The following is a 19,338-nucleotide window of genomic DNA, read 5'->3' as shown; positions in this document are numbered from 1 at the left end:
ATTCTCTTGCATCAGATGAGTAAAACTCATTTATTTCCCATATGGCCGCCCTTCCCTCTCTTTCCGCCCTGCGCGCCTTTGATGCCGCGGCGCGCCTGGGCAGTTTCCGCGCCGCTTCGGAAGAGCTTCACGTATCCCCCACCGCCATCAGCCATCACATTCGCGGGCTTGAGGCGCATCTGAAACTGACCTTGTTCGCCCGGTCCGGTCGACAAGTTGCGTTGACCGACGAGGGCGTACGCCTGGCCGAAGAGGTCACCAAAGCGTTTCGCATCCTGGAACGCGCCATTCTGGATATCTCGGAACAATCCGATCACACCAAGGTTCGCATCGCCATGGGCCCCAGCTTTGCCACCCGCTGGATGCTGCCGCGTCTGACAGAGTTCAATGCGCATTTCCCCCAGATTGATCTTGAACTCGTACAGACCCCGCTGCTGGTGTCGCCACAGAACGTGGACGCCGACATTTTCATCACCTGGGGTGACGGTTTCTGGCCCAACATGGTTGCGGATCGCCTTGTGGGCGTCATGACCGCGCCAGTGGCCAGCCCCGATCTTTTGGATCGCCTAGGCCATCCGGCGGAACCATCGGAACTACTTGGTTTTCCCCTGATCCATCAACGCGACGCTGTCGGCTGGCAATCGTGGTTTGCCTACAACGGAGTTTCGTTCGACGACGCCCTGCCCGGTCCGATGATCGAGGACACGAATGTCTTGCTACAGGCCGCGATCTCAGGCCAGGGCGTGGTGATGGGATGGCGCCCGCTGATTGACAGTGAGCTGGCCAACGGCACGTTGGTCCAGCTTTTCGAGCCCGTCTATAGTGAAATTCGGGCCTATTACCTTGTTCGGCAAAAACCCGACGCGAGGCAGGACGTCATCGACGCAATATGCCGATGGTTGTTGGGGCAATGTGATCCAGAACGAGGTCTATACTTGGGCGGTTGAGCAATCGGGCACTTTGTCGTAAACGTCAGCTTTCACCAAGAGTATCGTCAAACCTGGCATTATAGCGAATGGCTGCTTCCATCCCCGATTGCCATATGCAACGGCCAACTCTTAGCTACCATTAAAAACAGGATGCGCGCTGCCGTGGCGCGTCTGAACACGCCCAGTTTCGTCAAGTCGCGACGTGAGATACCTCTTTGTCCGGCGAGTATATGTCCAAGATGTTCCAATGCCCGGTCGTTGGTGTCGGGTTGTTGATCATTGGCACATCGAGCACGGTTGGCTTGCCACTGGCGATTGCCGCTTCCAATGCAGGCAACAACTCGTCAGCAGCGCTGAGTCTGTGCCCTTCCGCGCCGTAGGCTCGCGCTATGTCTGCATAGCCCGGTCCGTTTGTGGGTGCGGCGGCTGATCCGGGGAACGTGGTTCCATAGGTCAAACCGTAATGCGCTTTTTGAAGGCCGGCGATGGTGCCAAAAGCGTTGTTGTTCATAACCAGCCAGATGATGCCCAGATCAAGTTCGACTGCTGTTGCCAGCATCGACGGGTTTTGACCGAAGCCACCATCGCCGACCAGGCTGAGGACAACGCGATCAGGTGCTGCCAGTTTCGCGCCGACCGCGCCCGGGGGGCCAAAACCCATCGTGGCGAACCCACCCGGGGTCAGGATCGAACCCGGCGTCAAAATATCGAACTGCTGTCCGACGCCGTTCTTGTTCCAGCCTACATCGGTCGTGATGATGGCATCCTCGGGCAGCGCCTTGCGGGTGTCGGCCAGAATACGCTCGGGCATTATTGGAAAGGCCGATGAGGTCGCCATTTCCACGTTGCGCGCTTTGAAGTCGGTCCGGAAGTCAGCGATCTTCTGTTCCAGCGCGGGGCGGTTGAAGCCGTCCGGATAAATTTCGCGGGCGACCCGATTGAGAACGCGCAAAGCGGCCTTGGCGTCCGCAACGACGCCGATCTCGGTGGGATAGTTCCGGCCGATCTCCTGCGGTTCGATGTCGATATGAATGACCTTGGAGCCGGGAATGTTGAACGTGTAGCCGGGATACCAGCTGGAGCAATCGGCCTCTTTGAACCGGGTTCCCACGGCAAAGATGTAGTCCGCATTCAGGCAGGATTGATTGACCAGTTCAGTGCCCCAAAACCCTGTCATTCCCAGCACCAGCGGATGGTCGTCGCGGAGCGCGCCTTTGCCCATCAGGGAATGCGCGACCGGCAGGCCCATGTGTTCAACGAACGCGCGCAACTCCTCGCTGGCTTGCGCCAGAAGGATGCCGCCCCCGACATAAGCGACCGGGTTTTCGGCTTTAGCCAACGCTTCGACAATCTCTCGCGCGGTTTCATCGTCAATCGACGGTTTCTTGAGCGCGCGGGTGTTGTCGCGGATGCGGTCGAAGCTGTCCGATGGGATCACCTCGGAAAAGATATCCATGGGCACGTTGACCAGTACCGGCCCGGGCTGACCGCTTTCGGCCAGATGGAACGCCTTTTCCAGAATTTCGGCCATCAGGTCTGCCCGATCCACCCGCCAAGCGCGTTTCACGAAGGGGCGGTAAATCTCCCATTGTGCAGCATCCGCGTGCAGGTTCACTTCCTGATGCGGGTGTTTGCCGTAGTAATGCGTGGGAATGTCACCCGCGATCACCACCATCGGGATACAGTCCAGCGCCGCATTGGCGACCCCGGTGGCACAATTGGTCAACCCCGGAGAGAGATGAGACAAAACCACCGAGGCCTTGCCCGTCACGCGAGCATACGCATCCGCCGCGTGGCTGGCGATTTGTTCGTGTCGTACTGTGACAAAATCGATAGGACTTTCCGCCAGCGCAGCCAGAACCGCGATGTTCGTGTGCCCGCACAGGCCAAATACATGCTTGACCTCGCGACGTTCGAGAAAGTCTACGACGTGTTCAGCGACTGTTTTGCCTTCCAGTTTTGCCCCGTCCATCACGCGACCTCCTGCCCGTAGAATTCACCGAACAGGTCCGGCTCCGAGGGGCGATCCTCGGGGATCGGACGGCTGACCCAGGTGTAGTTCATCATGTGTTTCATGGTGACGTTTTCATTGGTGATGTTGCCGCCCCAGATGCCGCAGCCCAGGCTGCTGGTCATGGGCATGCCATTGGTCCAGGCGCCTGCATTGGCCTTGGACTGAGGCTGCCGCACCATCATGCGACTGACCGGAGCCAGACGCGCCAACCGGTCGATGTGATCGTCATTATGGCTATAAATCCCGCAGGAATGGCCCTTGCCCCCGGTGTTGTAGATCTGGCGGACGGTGTCCAGCGCGTCATCAAACGTTTCGAAGTTATAAAGCGCCATCAGCGTGGTCAGCTTTTCCTTCGAGAACTTGTGCTGCGGCCCGATTTGCCCCTGATTTTCAACCATCAGGAATTTGCGATCTTCGGGAATGCTAAAACCGGCGACTTCAGCTGTTTGCTGAGGCGGACAGGCGATGGTCGGGAAGGTGCGGTTGCCCTTCTCATCCCACATAGCAGCTTCGAGCATGGCCTTCTCTTCATCCGAACACAGGTAACCGCCTTCGGCCTCAAGCGCCTTGATCATATCGTCGTAGACCGAACGCTGGATAACGATGTTACCGTCGGCCGAGCAGCCGGACCCAAAGTCAGAGGTCTTGGAAATGCGCGTGTTCTGCGCCGCAATGTCCAGATCAGCCGTTTCATCTATGACGATGGACGAATTGCCCGCGCCGACGCCATAGGCCGGACGCCCTGAACTGTAGGCCGCTTTGACCATCGGCTTACCGCCCGTTGCCAGCGTCAGGTCACAAATCTCCATCAGATGTTGCGTCAATGGGATCGACGGTTTGCGGATCGATTGAAACAGATCCTCGGGCGCGCCTGCTGCTCGACAGGCTGCGCGCATGACCTCGACCATTTCATAGGTGGTATGGGCAGTGCGCGGATGTGGGCTGAAGATGACCGCATTCCGGGCGTTCGCGGCGGAAACGCCGGTCACCGGTGGGGTCATCGCCGGATTGGTCATCGGGATCAGGGACGCGATCACGCCGGCAGGTTTGGCATATTTCACCAGACCTTTTTCCTCATCAACCTCTACAATTCCGGTCGATGGGGTACGCAGGACATCGCGCAAAACCATATGGATTTTGAACCGCTTCGCAGGCCGCCCTTCGCGATCTCCGATGCCGCTTTCGTCCACGCCTTGCTGGGCCAGCCGCGTGAAGGTTTTCTCGTTCCCCGCATACCATGCGATGGCCTGGGACAGGCGGTCCAGCCTGTCCTGATCCCAATCCTCGATCTCGGCCATGGCAGCGCGGGCGCGTGCCAGCATATCACCCGCGAGTTGTCGGTCGTTTTCAGTGAGCTCTTTGCCCATGGTGAACCTCTTGGTGTTTTAGAATGGCTGCATCAGGCATACGGCGCTGTGACCGCGCCGCGCCGAATGTTCGCTTGGCGTGGCTGAGACAGCGACGCGCGTGTTCTTCATATCCCAACTCGGCAACGCGGCTTTGGTTGGGCAGTTCGATGGAATAGTCGACGGGTGGCATCCGTTCGATGATGCCGGTGAAATCAATCCATCCCTCACCGGGATATAGCCGCGCATCACGGGCCAGCTGGATCATGCCCTCGCGCGTATCGGCAATGCCGGGCAGGCAATCAGAGATATGCAGGAAGTGAAACAGGTCCGAGGGGACGTGCAAGAGCTCTCCGAGATCCACACGGCTGAGGTGCAGATAAAGCGTATCGACCAGAATACCGCCATTCGGCTGATCAGAGGCGCGGACAATGTCCAGTGCCTCATCCAGCGTGCGCAGGCGGGAGAAGCTTGGGAACTCCAGGTCCACTGTTAGCCCGTAGGGCGCGGCCAGTTCGCAGGTTTCAGAATAGACGTCGATCAGGAAGTCACGATCATCGCGGGTATTGGTCCACGCGCTCATGATCATGCGCTTGGCACCCAGTTCCCCGCCGATCTCCAGCGAGCGCTCAAAACCGCGCGGGTCCACGTCTTCGGTAATGCGTGCGATCTCGATATCCAGAACCTTCAGGCCGGTGGTCGCAAGCGCCATTTTGGTGGCCTGCACCTGTGCCATGTCGATCGGGGACTGAGTGAATTCGCCGGGGACATGCATCGGAATGAACCGGGGGCTGACGGCATCGTACCCCGCCCGGGCGGCGATATAGACGAGCTCGGGTGGCGTGCAGCCGATCAGCGTCAGATGCGCCAAGGAATAGAGAGAGGGGCGTGTGCCAACCTCTTCGGGGTTCACCATGAACGGCAGCTCCATGCGTCTGCGAATCTCAATTTCATCACATGTAGTACAAAATATCTGATATTTTTAAAAATATCAACTCTGAATACTGCTCAGCAAACGAAAACGCCCGGGCACTGGCCCGGGCGCGTATAACCTTTGTGTCTGCAAAGCCTTAGATCGCGGCCCAGTCGCCTCCGGCCTGGTGAGAACGCCCAGAGGCATCAATAAAACGGACGCCGTCTGCGCCTTGACTGACACCGGGATAGGCAAGCCAATCGGCCGGAACAGCGACACCATCCCGGCGTGCAGCCACTGCCATGGCAAATTCGGTATAGAGATTGGCCCAGGCTTCGATGATCCCTTCGGGGAAGCCGCGCGCGGTACGGATCAGACGTTCCGCGCCGGGGCCGATGCCATGCCCGTGACCTCGGCTTATGATGCGGTCCGGCTCACCGAACCGGTTGAACTTCAGCTGTTCCGAATGCTCTAAATCCCACTCGAGACCTCCTTCGCTCCCGAAAATCCGCAACCGCAACCCACCCCGATTTCCCGGGGCAAGACGTGTCGCAATCAGGGTTCCCGGAACCTCGTTATGATAGCGGGTGAACATGTACACCGTGTCTTCCAACGGCTTAGGCGCACCGCAGACATGAAACTCGGCCCGCAGGTTGGTCATCGGCAGGCCCGAGACAAAACTGGCGAGATGCGCAGCATGGGTGCCGATATCGCCGACACAGCTGGTCGGACCAGAAATCTTGGGGTCCAGCCGCCATTTGACATGAGGCGCATCAGCCACATCTTCGGGCGTCATCCAGTCTTGCATAAACTCAACATGGATCTGGTTGATCTTGCCGATGCCGCCTTCGGCCACGATGTGTTTGGCTTGCCGGATCACTGGAAAACACGACATCGCATATCCGACGGCAAAGACCTGTCCCGTGCGCGCGGCAATCTCTTCAAGCCCCTCGGCTTCGGCGACTTCGTTGGTCAGGGGCTTGTCGCACAGCACGTCAATGCCTGCTTCCAGAAACGCCTTGGCCGCGTCGAAATGAACGTGGTTCGGGGTAGTGATCATAGCGGCATCCACCCCATCCGCGCGCGCTGCCTCGGCCTTTGCCATCTCGTCGAACGACGCATAGCACCGGTCTGCCGGCAGGTACCACTCAGCCCCGCGCGCTTTGCTGCGCGCGGCGTCAGAACTGAGCGCGCCTGCGGCGACCTCCCACCGGTCGGTCATCCGGGCAGCCGTTGCTTGCGTGACCGAGATACGTCCACCACCAACAACGCCCAGCCGCAAACGGCGAGACAGGCGGGGGAAAGGGCCGTCAAAGTTCAGGTCTTCGGGTAAAAGTCTCTCAACCATTCTGAACCTCCATTTCCGGAATCCGTACGCCCTCGGGCAGTATTTCGACTGCCATGAATATGCAGGGGGTGATTGTCTCGTATTGATGCCAGGGATAGATGCCTTCGGCGTCATACATCGGCCTGTGCGTCGTGCCGGGGGCCATGAATTCTTCGAGGTAAAGGGTCTCGACGTCCCGTTCGCGGCATTGCTGCATTTTGCCAAAGCCAACAATTTGCGTATGCACTTCGCGAAACCCCGGTACCGGGCAGAACGGATGATCCTTATGCAATCCGACATTCAGCGGCACCGAGCCGGAATGGTACATGGTCAGCCCAACGTTACCCACGAAGACCTTTGGCGACATGTAGTGGCTGACACCGCGCAGACGCTGCTCTTGGCGAACATCGAAGGCCGACGGCCACGTATCTTTCACCCGCGCGAATAGCTCGCTGTCATCACCATGGGCGTCGAAACCGTGGACAATGACTGCGCGCTCCACGCCGTTAAGCGTGCTGTCTTGCACGATAACGGAGGAGAGCGGTGCAATGTTCTGATCCTCGACAGAGAGATCCAGCCGCCCAAGGTTCAGAACAATTGCGCGACCCTCGACAGATACTCTGTCTTCATCGGTGATGTGCTGGACGCGGAAAAATGGCTGGGCAAAGTCGAGTGTCTCAATCGGCATGAACCAATTCCTTCCTCTCATCGTTAAGGAAATCGACCGGCAGAGGCGCAGGTGCCGCGCAACGGCTTTCTATCGTCTGGTAGGCGCCGAATTTCGGCGCCCGTTCAATCGCGTCCATGACCTCAAACACGTGGTAGGCAAGCGCTCCACTTGCACGGGGTTGGCGTCCTTCTTGCACCGCCAGAGCCAGGTCCAAAAGGCCGAGCCCGCGGCTGTCTTCATTGAACCCGTGTTTGTTTTCGACCACCTTCCAGTCTTCGCGACTGGTTGGACGAGGCTGATGAGACCAGCGCGAGGTGTCCCGCGTTTTCAGCCAGACATCCCCTTGAAAGATATTGGCACCATGAACCGGGTCAGAGTCAGGGATGCAGATGGTGCCGTTTTCGCCGTAAATCTCGAACCGCGGCGTTTCGCTATCCCAAACGTCAAAGCTCATGGTCATCGACCCGATGGCACCGGACGAGAACTGCAACAGGCTTAGCGAATGCGTGTCGACCTTGACATCCATCCATTCGCCGTTGCGTGGGCCGTTTTCGATCATCCGCTGGTCAAATGTCCGCCGCGCCATTCCTGCAACGCGGTCGACGGGACCAAGGCAACAGATCATGGCGGTCAGGTAGTATGGGCCAAGGTCCAGCAAGGGCCCTCCACCGGCCTGATAGTAGAAATCCGGGTTGGGATGATGGCGCTCAGTCCCGTGGGTACCGACATGGGCAAAAACCCCTGTTGGTTTGCCAATGGCACCCTCGTCGATCAAGCGCCGAACGGTCTGCCAGCGACCGCCCAGAAAAGTGTCGGGCGCGCAACCGACCAGTAGCCCCTTTTCAGAGGCCATGTGCACGATCGCCTTGCCATCCGTTCGATTCATAACCAGCGGCTTCTCGGAATAGACGTGCTTGCCAGCCTCCAGCGCACGCAGGCTGATTTCGGCATGGGCCGCCGGAATTGTGAGATTCAGAACGCAGTCAATTGTCGGATCGGCGAACACCTCATCGGGTGTGCAGGCTTTGGCTATTCCAAATTGATCCGCTTTGGCGCGGCTTTCCGAAGGATCAAGGCTTGCACAAGCCACGACCTCGACGCTCGAAAATTTTAATAGTGTTTTTAGATAGATATCGCTGATACGACCACAGCCGATGAGGCCGACCCGGAAGGATTTCGATGTCTCACCTGTCATCATTCCTGTCTTCGTAGAGGGGTAAGTAATTCGGGGGCATGGGACCTTTATTGCGACCGCCCTGGTTCATCTGCTCCCACGCATGGGCGAGAATTCCGACCGAGCGGGACAGGCAGAATAGCCCCCGCGACAAGGGCGCGGGAAAGCCAAGCTCGCAGAAGATCACAGCGGTCGCGCCATCGATATTCATCGCAATCGGCCAACCGCCGCGTTGACGGCCGAGTTCGGCCTGAACCTCTACGCCGATATCGGCAAACCGGCCAGAAACCGTGCCTTCTGCCGCCGCATCTCGAACAAGTTGCATTAATCGTGGTGCGCGTGGATCGACGGGTTTGTGAAACCGGTGCCCAAAGCCCGAGACGATCTTGCCGTAGGTCTCGCGCCAACTGTCCAAGCCATCCCGAACAGCGTCATTCAGCGAAGCTCCCGCATCCATGCGGACTGCGATATCATAGTACAGCTCTGCGCACTGCTCTCCTGCCCCGCCATGCACGTCGCCCAGCATGTTCACCGCAGTCGCCATCGCATTATTTAGACCAACCCCACAGGTGGCGGCCATACGCGCAGCCGCAATCGAGGGGGCCTGCGGACCGTGATCCACGCCTGCGACCAATGCGGCTTCGAACAGGCGCGCTTGCGCGTCGCTGGGCAGATCGCCCCGCACCATCAGCCAGATCATCTGCGGGAAGGATACGTTCCCAATCAGGTCTTCTATGGCGTTTCCGCGAAAAGCGATCTGACCAGGCTTCATGTCGATGATGGAGGTACGCCACCATTGGCGAACGGCGCGCTCATCGCTTGTCATCTGCGCGGTCATTGCGTTTGCACCTCTTTCACCGTCTGGGATTTGCTTTGCGCTGCGAGACGAATGGGCGCGTTGCGCGCGCCGTAACCGGCATAGCCCATGCGGCGCTCAACGATTTCAAAGAAGAAGCCGTTAAAGATGGGGCAACTGTAGATCTGAAAATACTCGGCACCCGCCGCCCGGTCATAAAGGATATTTCCCCCACGCAGTTGAGCGATCAGATCGTCTTCCAATCCGAAAGTCGCTTGCAGATCAGCGTAGTAGTTTTCCGGGATAGGCAGGCTGGGAAAGCCGGACTTGAGTAACTGGGCTGAGGTTTCAAATATATCGTCCGACTGAAAGGCGATGTGCTGAACGCCGGCCCCTAAGCCATCTTCAAGGAATGATGCCGCCAGTGTTCGGCGCCCTATTGCCCCGTTCAGGTTCAGGCGCACTTCGCCTTCGGGACTCTCGATAGCCTGGCTTTGCACGCCGCCGGACGGGTCTGCAACGTTTACGATTGGCGACTTCGCCATCTCAAAAGTAGAAATGTAGTAGAGCAGCCAGCTTTGCATCTCATCGTGACGCATTGTCTGTGCCAGATGGTCGATGCGGCGCAGACCGGCGGGCTGGGTCGCTTTGGTTTTGGCAACCGGCTCGAACTCGATATCCCACACCCGATGCAGATCGGATTTCTCATCGATGAAATGGACAACATTGCCACCAACGCCCCGAATGGCCGGGATATCCAGTTCCCCTGTTCCCACCGGTTGTGAGAAATTCGGCGCGCCCAACGCGGTCGCTCGCTGAACCGTCTGATCCGCATCTTTGACACGCAACCCCATGTCACAAACCGAGGGGCCATGACCCAGAAACGCCGAATGGGCAAAACCTTCCTTTTCGGTATTCACAACGATGTTTATCGCGCCCTGCCGCCACAGCTCGACGGACTTGGTGACGTGCTTGCGCTCCATCCGAAAACACATGGCCGAGAGCATATCGGCCAGCTGCGCGCCGCTTAACTCATCAGCTGTAAATTCGACGAACTCAAAGCCTGAAGCATAGATGCGCTCCGGCAGGTCCGGGATGCCCAAATCGGTTCCCGGCTCGGTCCGCGAAACCTCATACAGAAGGTTCACCAGCGACCTGTAGCTGTCTCGGGCCAGTGTTCGGCCACCGGGCTGCGGTGCCGTTTCGTTGACGCGCGCAATGGACCAGGGCCCCTCGTACCCGGCGCGGGCCAGCACCCGCACGAAGCCCGCAAGGTTCAGCGACCCGAGCCCCGGCAGAAGCCCGAAATGCCGTTTGAGCCTACGAATATCCATCTCAAGCCGGGGTGCATCGGACAGCTGCACATGGAACAACCGCTCTCCGGGAATGTCCCGAAGTCGGGCGGGTTTGGACCCGTCGGCAAGCGAGAAGAAGGAATTCAAGGCCAACCCCAAACGGGGGCTGTCGATGGCTTCAACCACGCGTAACGCTTGCTCATCCGAGTGAACAAGGCCCGACCATGGCAAGCCCATATAGGCCAGACGCAAACCCATCTCTTTCGCGATCTGGGTCGCCTCGCCAAGGTCTGCGACTGCCTGTTCTTCGGTGGCAGCGGCATCGACCTCGAACGCGGACCCGATTAGTAGCAGATCGGTACCAAGCTCGCTCATCAGATCGAGTTTGCGCTTCAGCCGATCAAAGGCGCGCTCTCGCCCACCGTCGGACTGGCCTTCGAGGTTATGAAAGGGTTGCAGCAGGCAAATCTTCAGGCCGAGGTCTGATGCAATGTTCCGGATCTGCGATGGCGGCCCGTCAAAAGCGGTCAAATCCGGTTCGTGTAATTCGACACCCCCGAACCCCGCTTCAGCGATGGCACTCAGTTTTTCAGCCAGATCACCGGGGATCGACGCTGTCGAAACCGAGAGGCACATTATCCCTGATATCCAAACATACGCGGCAACCACAGGACCAGATCCGGCATCAGCATCATGATCACCAAGGCGAAGATGAGAACCGCGAGGAAAGCCCAGATTTCCGAGATAATCTCGCGCAACGGAATGTCCGTCACAGCGTTGATCACAAAGAGTAGAATGCCATAGGGCGGAGTGATCAGACCGATCATCGAGTTCACGACGACCAGCACTCCGAAATGCACCAGATCGATCCCGAGCGCCTCGCAGGTTGGAATGAACAGGGGCACGATCACCAGAATGATCGTTGTCGCGTCCAACACGCAACCCAGCGCGAGGATCAGCAGGTTGACGAGGATCAGGAAAACAATCGGGCTAACATCCGAACCCTCCAGAAGCGCCGAGATAGACTGCGGGATTTGCTCCTGAATGACGATGAAGTTCAGAATGAACGCGCCACCAATGACCACCCCGACGGCAGCGGAAGAGCGCGCACTGTCGACGAACACCTGATAAAGGCCACGGAAGGTCAGCGCGCGGTAGAACAACGCTGCCAGCAGCAGGGCGTAGAATGCAGCAACGGCGGCGGCCTCGGTCGGCGTGGTGACACCGCCATAAATACCGTACAGCAGGATTGCGGGCATCAGCAGCGCCGGGAACGCGTTGGCGGTTTTAGCCGGCAATTCGCGCAGCGGAACAGGTTCTTCCAATGCAAAGTTCCGCTTTCCGGCCAGATAATAGTTCATCGCCATCAGGACGACGCCCATGATCAGGCCCGGCAGAATACCGGCCAGGAACAGAGACCCGATAGAGGCCTTGGAAACGAGCGCATACAAAACCATCGGGATCGAGGGCGGAATGATCGGGCCAATCGTCGCCGACGCCGCGGTAATCGCAGCAGCATAACCTCGGCTGTAACGGCCATCCTTGGTCATCATCTCGATGATGATCTTGCCGATCCCCGCGGCATCCGCGACAGCCGAGCCGGACATGCCCGAAAAGATCAGAGACGCCACCACGTTTACGTGCCCAAGGCCGCCCTTGAAACGCCCGACAGCAGCGACGCAGAAGTTCAACAAACGGTCGGTGATCGACCCAGCGTTCATGATATTCGCGGCGACGATGAACAACGGCACCGCAAGCAGGATCGTGCTTTTGTAAAAACCTTGCAGGATCTTCTCGCCCGCAAGGGCGACGTCCAATCCGGCCGTGCCCAGATAAACCAATGAGGCCAAAAGGATGGAATAACCGATAGGTGTCCCGATGCCTGCCAGAAGAAAGAGAGCGAGCAGGCAGGAAAGAAGTTCAAAACTCATTTGCTTGCGTCCTCGTCGTCTTCGCCGTCAACGCGGGGATGATCGTCGACCACGTTAAATCCCACGACCATTTCAAGTTCGGTTTTAGGTGGGCCGTTGCGCATGATGTCGAAGAACAGCCAGCCATAGCGCGCGGCCACGACCAGCATGAACACGGCATAGATCGAAAACACGGTGCGCAGCGGTATCTTCTCACCCGAGAACGGATTGCGCACAGTCGAGGTTTTGCGGATTTTCATCCAGTCGATGTAGTCCCATGTGGGCAGGAAACTGTAGAGCATCCCGACCACAATCGCCGCGGCCGCCAGCATCGCAAAGACCTGACGAACGCGCATCGGCACCGAAAGGTAAATGATGTCAAACTTCACGTGATCTCTCTCGCGCACGATGAACGCGCAGCTAAAAAAGATCACCCAGACCCAGAGGATGCCGATCAGTTCAAGCGTCCAACCGGCTGGGGTAAAGAAGTACCGCAGAAGAATTTGCAGAAGGAAAATCAGGAAGATTGCCGCCAGCATCCCGCCGGCAATCGCTTCGGTCAGTCGGGAGAACCCCTTTATGAAGCCTTTCATCGTGGTTCTCCCTCCCTTGTGTAGATGAGCTTAGTTGCCCAGAGCGTTGATCTGCTCGAGAACGCCGTCCGGCCATGCTCCGGCGAATTCGCTTTCCAGATACATCGACTGTACCTGATCGCGGAACGCCGCCAGGTCGGGCTCGTAGACCTCCATGCCCTGCTCCTTGAGGAAGCTGACAAGGTCTTCTTCCTTCTGAAGCTGCTTCTGGCGACCGGATTCCGCCGCTGCATCCGCAGCTTCCTGAACCTTGGCCTGCTGTTCCGGTGTCAGCCCGTCCCAAACCTCTTTGCCGATGGCGATATAGTTCAGGTCAACCAGGTGCGATGTCAGGATGATCTGATTGGTCACTTCGTAGAATTTGGCATCAACCACGGTCGGCAATGGGTTGTCCTGACCGTCGACAGCACCGGTCGACAGAGCTGTGTAAACCTCTGAGAACGCCATTGGTGTCGGGGCGGCACCCAGCGCTTTGCCAAGGAACTGCCACGCATCTGTGCCTGGCATCCGCAGGTTCACACCCTCCAGATCAGCCGGAGTGCTGACGGTCAGTTCATCCTTGGGCTGGCGCAGGTTCACCTGACGGCGGCCCAGATACATGACCGACAGCAGTTTGACGCCCAGTTCTTCCTCGGCTTTTTGCTTGAAGGCATCCATCAGAGGATCGTTGAAGACAGCCACCTGATGCGCGGCGTCCTGGTGAACATAGCCAGCGGTAAAGATCGAAAACTCGGGGAAGAACTGTGCCAGTTCCTGCGCCGAGGTGATCGACATTTCCAGATTGCCCCGGCTGATAGCGTCCAACTCGGTGCCTTGCGCGAAGATGGTGCCATTATAGCTGGGCTCGTAGCTTGCGAAATCAGCGACCATGGGCGCGAACACCTCGGCCATGGCGACCGAACGCTGATCGGTCTCCGATCCTGATGTTGCGAGGCGAAGTTGCACTTTGTCTTCCGCCAACGCACCACTTGTTGCGCTAAACAGAACACCGGTTGCAACCAGGGCTGATACAGCAGCCCGGCGGGTAAGTTTGGTAATCACTTTGCTCCTCCCTGAGACATCATGATGCATTTTTCCGATTCTGAGCTTTGACCTATTTTGGACATTTTGCAAGATTTTTTACAAAATATCTGATATTTTAAATTGCCGTTACACTTGGCATTGGTGTCTGTGGAAAGCTGCTAACCCTGATCGTTTCGCCAGTCCTGCAGGAATTCTGAATGGCTTCAATGACTTGAAGCGTTCTGAAGCCTTCCCAGCCGGACACGATCGGATCTGCTTCGCGCCGAGCAACATCAACAAAGTGCCTGAGTTGATTGACCAGCGGGTCGGATGCACCCTTCTTCAGCGCGGTTGACGAAATTGGGGTCCACCAGTCCCTTTGTTCGCTCCGGTAGCTCCAAAGCCGAAGATCGGGGACGGACAATGACCCATGAGAGCCACCGATCATGTAGCTGCTTTCAGTGGTCGACGGATAGATCGGATATTCCTGAGACGTCATTTCCCAGCTCCACGGGGCGACGATGCTGTCGGACACACTGATTGTCCCGATCGCCCCGCTTTCGAACGTCAACAGCGCGCCGGCGACATCCTCGTTGTCATAGCCGCGTTGCGATGCAGCCGACTGCGCCTGTACGGTCACGACCTCTCCGGCCAGATACCGCAGAAGATCGACATCATGGACCAGATTGACCGAGATCGGCCCCGCACCGGGCTTCTTGCGCCAGGGCGCGGCATCAAAATATTCGTCGGGCTTGTAGAACCAGCAATTCGCATGAATTGCGCGGACATCCCCTATCTTCCCATCGACAATGGCTTCCTTGGCTGACTTGATCAGGGGATTGTGGCGACGATGATGTCCGACCATCAGCGGCACATTGGCGTTCTCCGCTTCCTGCACAAGCTCCAATGCTTCGGCGGCCTCCACGGCAATCGGTTTTTCGACAAGAACGGGACAACCATGTCGAACACAGGCTAAGCCTTGTTCGACATGAAGCGTGGTCGGAGTCGCAAGCACAGCACCATCCGGCGTCTGATTTGCAAACATATCCTCGAGGGTCTCGTAACATGCGATCTCGTGCTCAACGGCGTAAGCACGGCCTTCGTCGCTGGGATCGACAACTGCAACAAGATCGACATGACGCAACGCTCTGATCGCGTCTGCGTGGCGGCGTCCAACAAGGCCAATGCCGACAATAGCAATGCGAAAGTTCTTAGACACTTTGCTTCCTTCCGGAGGGTTCGGAATATCCCGAAACCTGAATCTGCGATTGAGCGGCAGCGCCCAACTTTGCCACGACCGTATTGGGGTTCTTGCGATTCCGCAATAATGTATGGTATTTTTATTTTTACCATACATCAGTTTGGATTGCTGATACCTCCGAAAAATGCTAATTGAACGAAGAAACCAGGAATATCGGGTGAAACGCATGGCGAAACAGCCGTCTACGATAGGGGCAAGCACCTATCAGCGCATCAAGCGGGATATCATCTTCGGCGAGTTGAAGCCCGGCTCCAAACTGAAGCTGGACGCCTTGAAGGAACGCTATTCGGCAAGCCTTTCGACACTTCGTGAGACCCTGAACAGGCTGGCCAGCGACGGATTTGTCGAAGCGCCGGAGCAGCGCGGTTTCCTTGTAACACCGGTTTCCCGCGAAGACCTGACCGAGATTTCAGAGCTGCGGGTCCTGTTGGAATGCCACGCGCTGGAGCTTTCCATTGCGAACGGCGACACGGATTGGGAAGGCAACCTGGTTGCCGCACACCACAAGCTGCACCTGATGGAACAGCAACTTCTCAAGGGCGACGAGTCCGAGAAAGAGACCTGGAAACGATATGATTGGGAGTTTCACCAGGCGATGATCGCGGCCTGCAACTCCAGGAACCTGCTGTCTCTGCACGCGATCATCTACGACAAATACCTGCGCTATCAGATGCTCGTGCTGACCTATCGCGGCGAAGAGGCCGTCAAGGAGCACAAGGGCATGTTCGATGCCGCGCTGGCCAGAGACGCGGACACGGCGAAACGGCTGTTGGAAGATCACATTCGAAATGGTCTCGAGCATACCTTGGAGGCTATGTAGGATATTCTCCCTTACGGTAGTTCCGGCGCGTTCAACCTAGGGCAACGCACTGAAACCCCTGTCTCGATAGATCGAATTCGCCGGGCAGCGTGCCGCTACGAGTACCAGCCTTTCAGTTTACCCCGCAAAGGTCGCGGGACACCTATATTTCAGAGAGTTACTGTGTGGGGTTTTGTGTCCCAGGCGGACCACCAATACCAGATTCCCCCAGATCGGCTTTCACCTTCATATTGTTATCTGCAACAATCCTCCTGAGAATGTGGGATTGTATCCCCCTCACTAAACAGCTGGGCGTTTCGATTGTTGAAGCCTGAAGAGCACGTTAGAGATTTACCTAAAGTTATCGTTCAAGGCATTGGAAAATAGTAAGGTATCGGGCGAATGCAAATTGCGACACTGACTTTGCCCGTGTGGGTGAAGTCCCTGCTCAAGCCGGTGCCGGTCGTTTTGGGGGTGCTGGCAAGTATCGCCGGGATCGTTGGAGCCAACTACGATTTCGACCACGCGACCATTTACGTTTCGGTTTCCGAATATCCGTCGGAAGAACAAAAGGAGCAAATCGTCAGGTCCGTCTTTTTGCAGTCACGCCTCCAAAACGGGACAGAAGCAGAGAAACTGAGTTGGGCGCAGGAAATGCTACTGCCCAAGAACTATCCGCAGGACATGCTGTCTTATCATGTCGTGGTCAAAAACACCTCTGATTACGATGCCAATGAACTGACGCTGAAACTGGCGCTTTACGATGATGATGAACTGTTGCTGGAAGACGTGTTTGCCGGTGAGCATGACTTGAAAGCAAAAGATGGAGAGATCGAAGGCGCAATTCCCATCACGGACGAGATCGCCAACGCGGACGAGTTCGCCTTTTGCCTGGCTTTCAGGGGCAGGTTCTACATCAACTTTGTCGAACAGAGGATCAGGCTGGCGACCACTGCACTCAAAAATGACGACTCTGATTGGCGCTTCTGGGCGTCATATGTGCAGCGCGAGAAAAACCTCTTTGTGTTCAGCGAACCCTGTCAGGACTGGCCGCGATAGGCTTCGCAAAACCTGAAAAGGACAGCCATTGCGAAGCCGTGTGCACGAAACACGAATGAAAATCTCTCAAATAGGCTCCCAACTGGTCTAACCTGGCCCGAGGGACAACACTGTAAGTGATTGATTTTAAATGGCAGGGGCAGCAGGGTTCGAACCCGCGACCTACGGTTTTGGAGTTCGTGGGTCTTTAATATTTGTGGATACGTACCGATATGTATCTTTATGTAATTGAAGGGTTTGTATAACCCGGTGTATAGAGAAGTATCCCCACCTAACGCACAAAACGCACAAGAAACGCACAAAAAATGAAGCTTCGACTTAATGAGCGCAAAGCCAATGACCTCAAGCCCAAGGACAGGGGCTACGAGGTTCGAGATGAGATAGTCCGGGGTTTGGTGCTGCGAGTCGGCAAGAAGGGACAGAAGGTTTGGGAGGTCGTGATACATCGCGGCAAACGCCGCCATCGTGAACGCCTCGGCACCTTCCCAGATGTTAGTGTAAAGCAAGCGCGCAAGCTGGCTGAGGAAGCCAAAGAGCAGGCGCACACCATGCGCGCCGACAACAGCGTCAAGACCGTTTCCGACCTGTTCGATGCCTACAAGGCGGCGCGTGAACCTGAGCTACGGACATGGCATGATATTCAATCCGTTTGGGATATTTGGGCCAAGGATCGGATTGGGCACATTCGGGCAACTGACCTTTCATTTTATCATGGTCAGGACCTACGGACGTACGTCAGCAAGAAATCGTCGCCGATCCGGGCCGGTTCGGTTGTCAGCTATCTGCGCCCGTTCCTTGCTTGGTGCGCCGAGGAACAGATGATAAATGGCAATCCTTGGGAAAAGCTCAAGGTTGGCGCAAAGGCGGGGAATCGAGACCGGGTTTTGACAGACCACGAATGGGCAGCGATTTATGCGGCTGCGTGCGAAATGCCCTACCCGTTCGGACCTTTTACACAGGCTTTGATGCTGAGCGCCCAGCGTATCAGCAACGTCGCCCAGATGCGATACGACGAAATTCAGGGAGATGTGTGGGTGATCCCGAAAGAAAAAGTAAAGGCTACACGCACGGCCAACGCAACTGCCCATGAGGTGCCTTTGTCAAATTCCCTGGCAACTCTGATTGCCAGCATAAGGAAGCGCGGTGATTTCGTTTTCACCACCACGGGTGACAAACCTATCGCGCCGGGATCGAAGCTGAAAGCCAAGCTGCAGAAGAACTCCGAAACATCTGAGTGGCGATATCATGATATCCGACGCACCGCCGCAACCTTGATGACCACCGGCAACGATGCCGGGAAGGCCAACAGGTTCATTGTTGAGAGAGTTCTGGGCCATTCCGACAGTAGCGTGACGGCCATCTATGACCGCGCAACCTATCGGGACGAAAAGCGAGAGGCCCTTGAGGTGCTGGCCGCGACCGTTGACGGCAAAACCCAGCCAGATTCCACCCAAAACGTTGTGCGGATATGAGTAGCGGAAAATACTCCCCAAAAGGCGTAAACGTTGGGTCCGGCATTACAAGCTACCGGCGCGAAGAAACGCTGTATGACGAACCGCATTTTGATGATGTGCGGGCGGGCGAAGAGGTTCCCGCCTCGGTGCGAATGGACCCAGCGCGCCCTATCGTGAACCTACGGTGGGAAATCGAGGAAACCTGTCTACGTATTTTTGAGGATTACGGATTGCCGCCGCCGTTCAGTATGATTGACCCTGAGGGTGTACTTGATCCTGTGGATTGGAGGCTGGCGATTGCAGGGGGTGCTGAACGCATCGAGTCCTTATACGGAGCAGGATATTGTTTGGCGGCGCGCCATTACTGTCCGACAGAGGATCATTCGAGGCTTTGGTATGCGGCCCGTATGTCGATCACCCTGGCTCAGATAGACATAAAGACTTCCCTGATAGGGACTCATCCACAGAGACCGGAAGAAATCACTCTTTTAACGCAGTCTGCCGTCGAGTTGGGGCGACTTGAATGCGAATTCCGAATGAAATTCAAGCATGAGGACAATGCACAGCGAGGGCAAGCTGTCGCTGACGGCGTTTCTGCTGGTGGGAAGAGTACCGCGAAAGCGCATGAAGAAAAAAGAAAGTTGGTTCTTGGTGGGATGCAGAAGCGTGTCGATCAGGGGCAGTCAGTAAAGAACGCAGCAAGGCTTGTTTTCGAGATAGATGGGCTGGGAACAAGTGCGGGGGCAAACAAAAAGATTTGGGATCGCTATAACCCCTCAAAATAGTTGGGACACCG

17 protein-coding genes are annotated in these 19,338 nt (G+C 56.9%); 5 read left to right on the top strand and 12 right to left on the bottom strand.

What is annotated here, in order from left to right; all coding sequences use genetic code 11:
* Nucleotides 1-41 precede the first annotated feature (41 nt).
* Nucleotides 42-947 carry a LysR substrate-binding domain-containing protein gene (locus ACR0K1_RS23380; RefSeq protein WP_480852042.1) on the top strand — a complete coding sequence of 302 codons (906 nt, stop codon included), beginning with the start codon at nucleotides 42-44 and terminating at the stop codon, nucleotides 945-947.
* Between the two features lie 172 nt (nucleotides 948-1,119).
* Here the strand turns inward: ACR0K1_RS23380 and ACR0K1_RS23375 are convergent, their stop codons facing one another.
* The 12 genes from ACR0K1_RS23375 to ACR0K1_RS23320 all read right to left on the bottom strand — a co-directional run bounded on the left by ACR0K1_RS23375 (nucleotide 1,120) and on the right by ACR0K1_RS23320 (nucleotide 15,398).
* Nucleotides 1,120-2,901 carry a thiamine pyrophosphate-binding protein gene (locus ACR0K1_RS23375; protein ID WP_480852041.1) on the bottom strand — a complete coding sequence of 594 codons (1,782 nt, stop codon included), beginning with the start codon at nucleotides 2,899-2,901 and terminating at the stop codon, nucleotides 1,120-1,122.
* Entirely contained in the window at nucleotides 2,901-4,310 is a 1,410-nt protein-coding gene (locus ACR0K1_RS23370) for an aldehyde dehydrogenase family protein (protein ID WP_480616364.1), read from the bottom strand. Before ACR0K1_RS23370 ends, ACR0K1_RS23375 begins: the two co-directional genes overlap by 1 nt.
* Nucleotides 4,291-5,220: a sugar phosphate isomerase/epimerase family protein gene (locus tag ACR0K1_RS23365; protein WP_480852040.1), complete on the bottom strand. Its 930-nt coding sequence runs from the start codon at nucleotides 5,218-5,220 to the stop codon at nucleotides 4,291-4,293. Before ACR0K1_RS23365 ends, ACR0K1_RS23370 begins: the two co-directional genes overlap by 20 nt.
* Before the next feature lie 139 nt (nucleotides 5,221-5,359).
* Nucleotides 5,360-6,550 carry a Gfo/Idh/MocA family protein gene (locus ACR0K1_RS23360; RefSeq protein WP_480852039.1) on the bottom strand — a complete coding sequence of 397 codons (1,191 nt, stop codon included), beginning with the start codon at nucleotides 6,548-6,550 and terminating at the stop codon, nucleotides 5,360-5,362.
* A complete protein-coding gene (locus tag ACR0K1_RS23355; protein ID WP_480852038.1) occupies nucleotides 6,543-7,217 on the bottom strand; it encodes a hypothetical protein in 675 nt (224 codons plus the stop codon). Before ACR0K1_RS23355 ends, ACR0K1_RS23360 begins: the two co-directional genes overlap by 8 nt.
* Nucleotides 7,207-8,394 (bottom strand): Gfo/Idh/MocA family protein, encoded by a 1,188-nt coding sequence (locus ACR0K1_RS23350; protein WP_480852037.1) that lies wholly within the window; start codon nucleotides 8,392-8,394, stop codon nucleotides 7,207-7,209. Before ACR0K1_RS23350 ends, ACR0K1_RS23355 begins: the two co-directional genes overlap by 11 nt.
* Nucleotides 8,384-9,211: a citryl-CoA lyase gene (locus ACR0K1_RS23345; RefSeq protein WP_480616374.1), complete on the bottom strand. Its 828-nt coding sequence runs from the start codon at nucleotides 9,209-9,211 to the stop codon at nucleotides 8,384-8,386. Before ACR0K1_RS23345 ends, ACR0K1_RS23350 begins: the two co-directional genes overlap by 11 nt.
* On the bottom strand, nucleotides 9,208-11,100 hold the full coding sequence (locus ACR0K1_RS23340) for a bifunctional sugar phosphate isomerase/epimerase/4-hydroxyphenylpyruvate dioxygenase family protein (protein ID WP_480852036.1): 1,893 nt from the start codon (nucleotides 11,098-11,100) through the stop codon (nucleotides 9,208-9,210). The genes ACR0K1_RS23345 and ACR0K1_RS23340 overlap by 4 nt, the downstream gene beginning before the upstream one ends.
* Entirely contained in the window at nucleotides 11,100-12,395 is a 1,296-nt protein-coding gene (locus tag ACR0K1_RS23335; protein ID WP_170328647.1) for a TRAP transporter large permease, read from the bottom strand. The genes ACR0K1_RS23340 and ACR0K1_RS23335 overlap by 1 nt, the downstream gene beginning before the upstream one ends.
* Nucleotides 12,392-12,967, bottom strand: coding sequence for a TRAP transporter small permease (locus tag ACR0K1_RS23330; protein ID WP_480852035.1), 576 nt, complete (start codon nucleotides 12,965-12,967; stop codon nucleotides 12,392-12,394). Before ACR0K1_RS23330 ends, ACR0K1_RS23335 begins: the two co-directional genes overlap by 4 nt.
* Nucleotides 12,968-12,997: 30 nt before the next feature.
* Nucleotides 12,998-14,008, bottom strand: a complete 1,011-nt coding sequence (dctP, locus tag ACR0K1_RS23325; RefSeq protein ID WP_480852034.1) for a TRAP transporter substrate-binding protein DctP — start codon at nucleotides 14,006-14,008, stop codon at nucleotides 12,998-13,000.
* A gap of 97 nt (nucleotides 14,009-14,105) precedes the next feature.
* A complete protein-coding gene (locus ACR0K1_RS23320) occupies nucleotides 14,106-15,398 on the bottom strand; it encodes a Gfo/Idh/MocA family protein (protein ID WP_480852033.1) in 1,293 nt (430 codons plus the stop codon).
* Here ACR0K1_RS23320 and ACR0K1_RS23315 point away from each other — a divergent pair.
* From ACR0K1_RS23315 to ACR0K1_RS23300, 4 genes are all read left to right on the top strand, one after another.
* Nucleotides 15,397-16,050: a GntR family transcriptional regulator gene (locus tag ACR0K1_RS23315; protein WP_480616384.1), complete on the top strand. Its 654-nt coding sequence runs from the start codon at nucleotides 15,397-15,399 to the stop codon at nucleotides 16,048-16,050. The two genes, ACR0K1_RS23320 and ACR0K1_RS23315, sit on opposite strands and share 2 nt — an antisense overlap.
* A 381-nt stretch (nucleotides 16,051-16,431) precedes the next feature.
* The gene (locus tag ACR0K1_RS23310) at nucleotides 16,432-17,088 is read left to right on the top strand and encodes a hypothetical protein (protein ID WP_480852032.1); all 657 of its coding nucleotides are present in this window, start codon (nucleotides 16,432-16,434) and stop codon (nucleotides 17,086-17,088) included.
* A gap of 305 nt (nucleotides 17,089-17,393) precedes the next feature.
* Nucleotides 17,394-18,560 carry a tyrosine-type recombinase/integrase gene (locus ACR0K1_RS23305; RefSeq protein ID WP_480852031.1) on the top strand — a complete coding sequence of 389 codons (1,167 nt, stop codon included), beginning with the start codon at nucleotides 17,394-17,396 and terminating at the stop codon, nucleotides 18,558-18,560.
* The gene (locus tag ACR0K1_RS23300) at nucleotides 18,557-19,327 is read left to right on the top strand and encodes a hypothetical protein (protein ID WP_480852030.1); all 771 of its coding nucleotides are present in this window, start codon (nucleotides 18,557-18,559) and stop codon (nucleotides 19,325-19,327) included. Before ACR0K1_RS23305 ends, ACR0K1_RS23300 begins: the two co-directional genes overlap by 4 nt.
* Nucleotides 19,328-19,338 lie beyond the last annotated feature (11 nt).

Source organism: Ruegeria sp. F5 (assembly GCF_056533845.1).
This window is presented reverse-complemented; position numbering and strand designations above follow the sequence as displayed.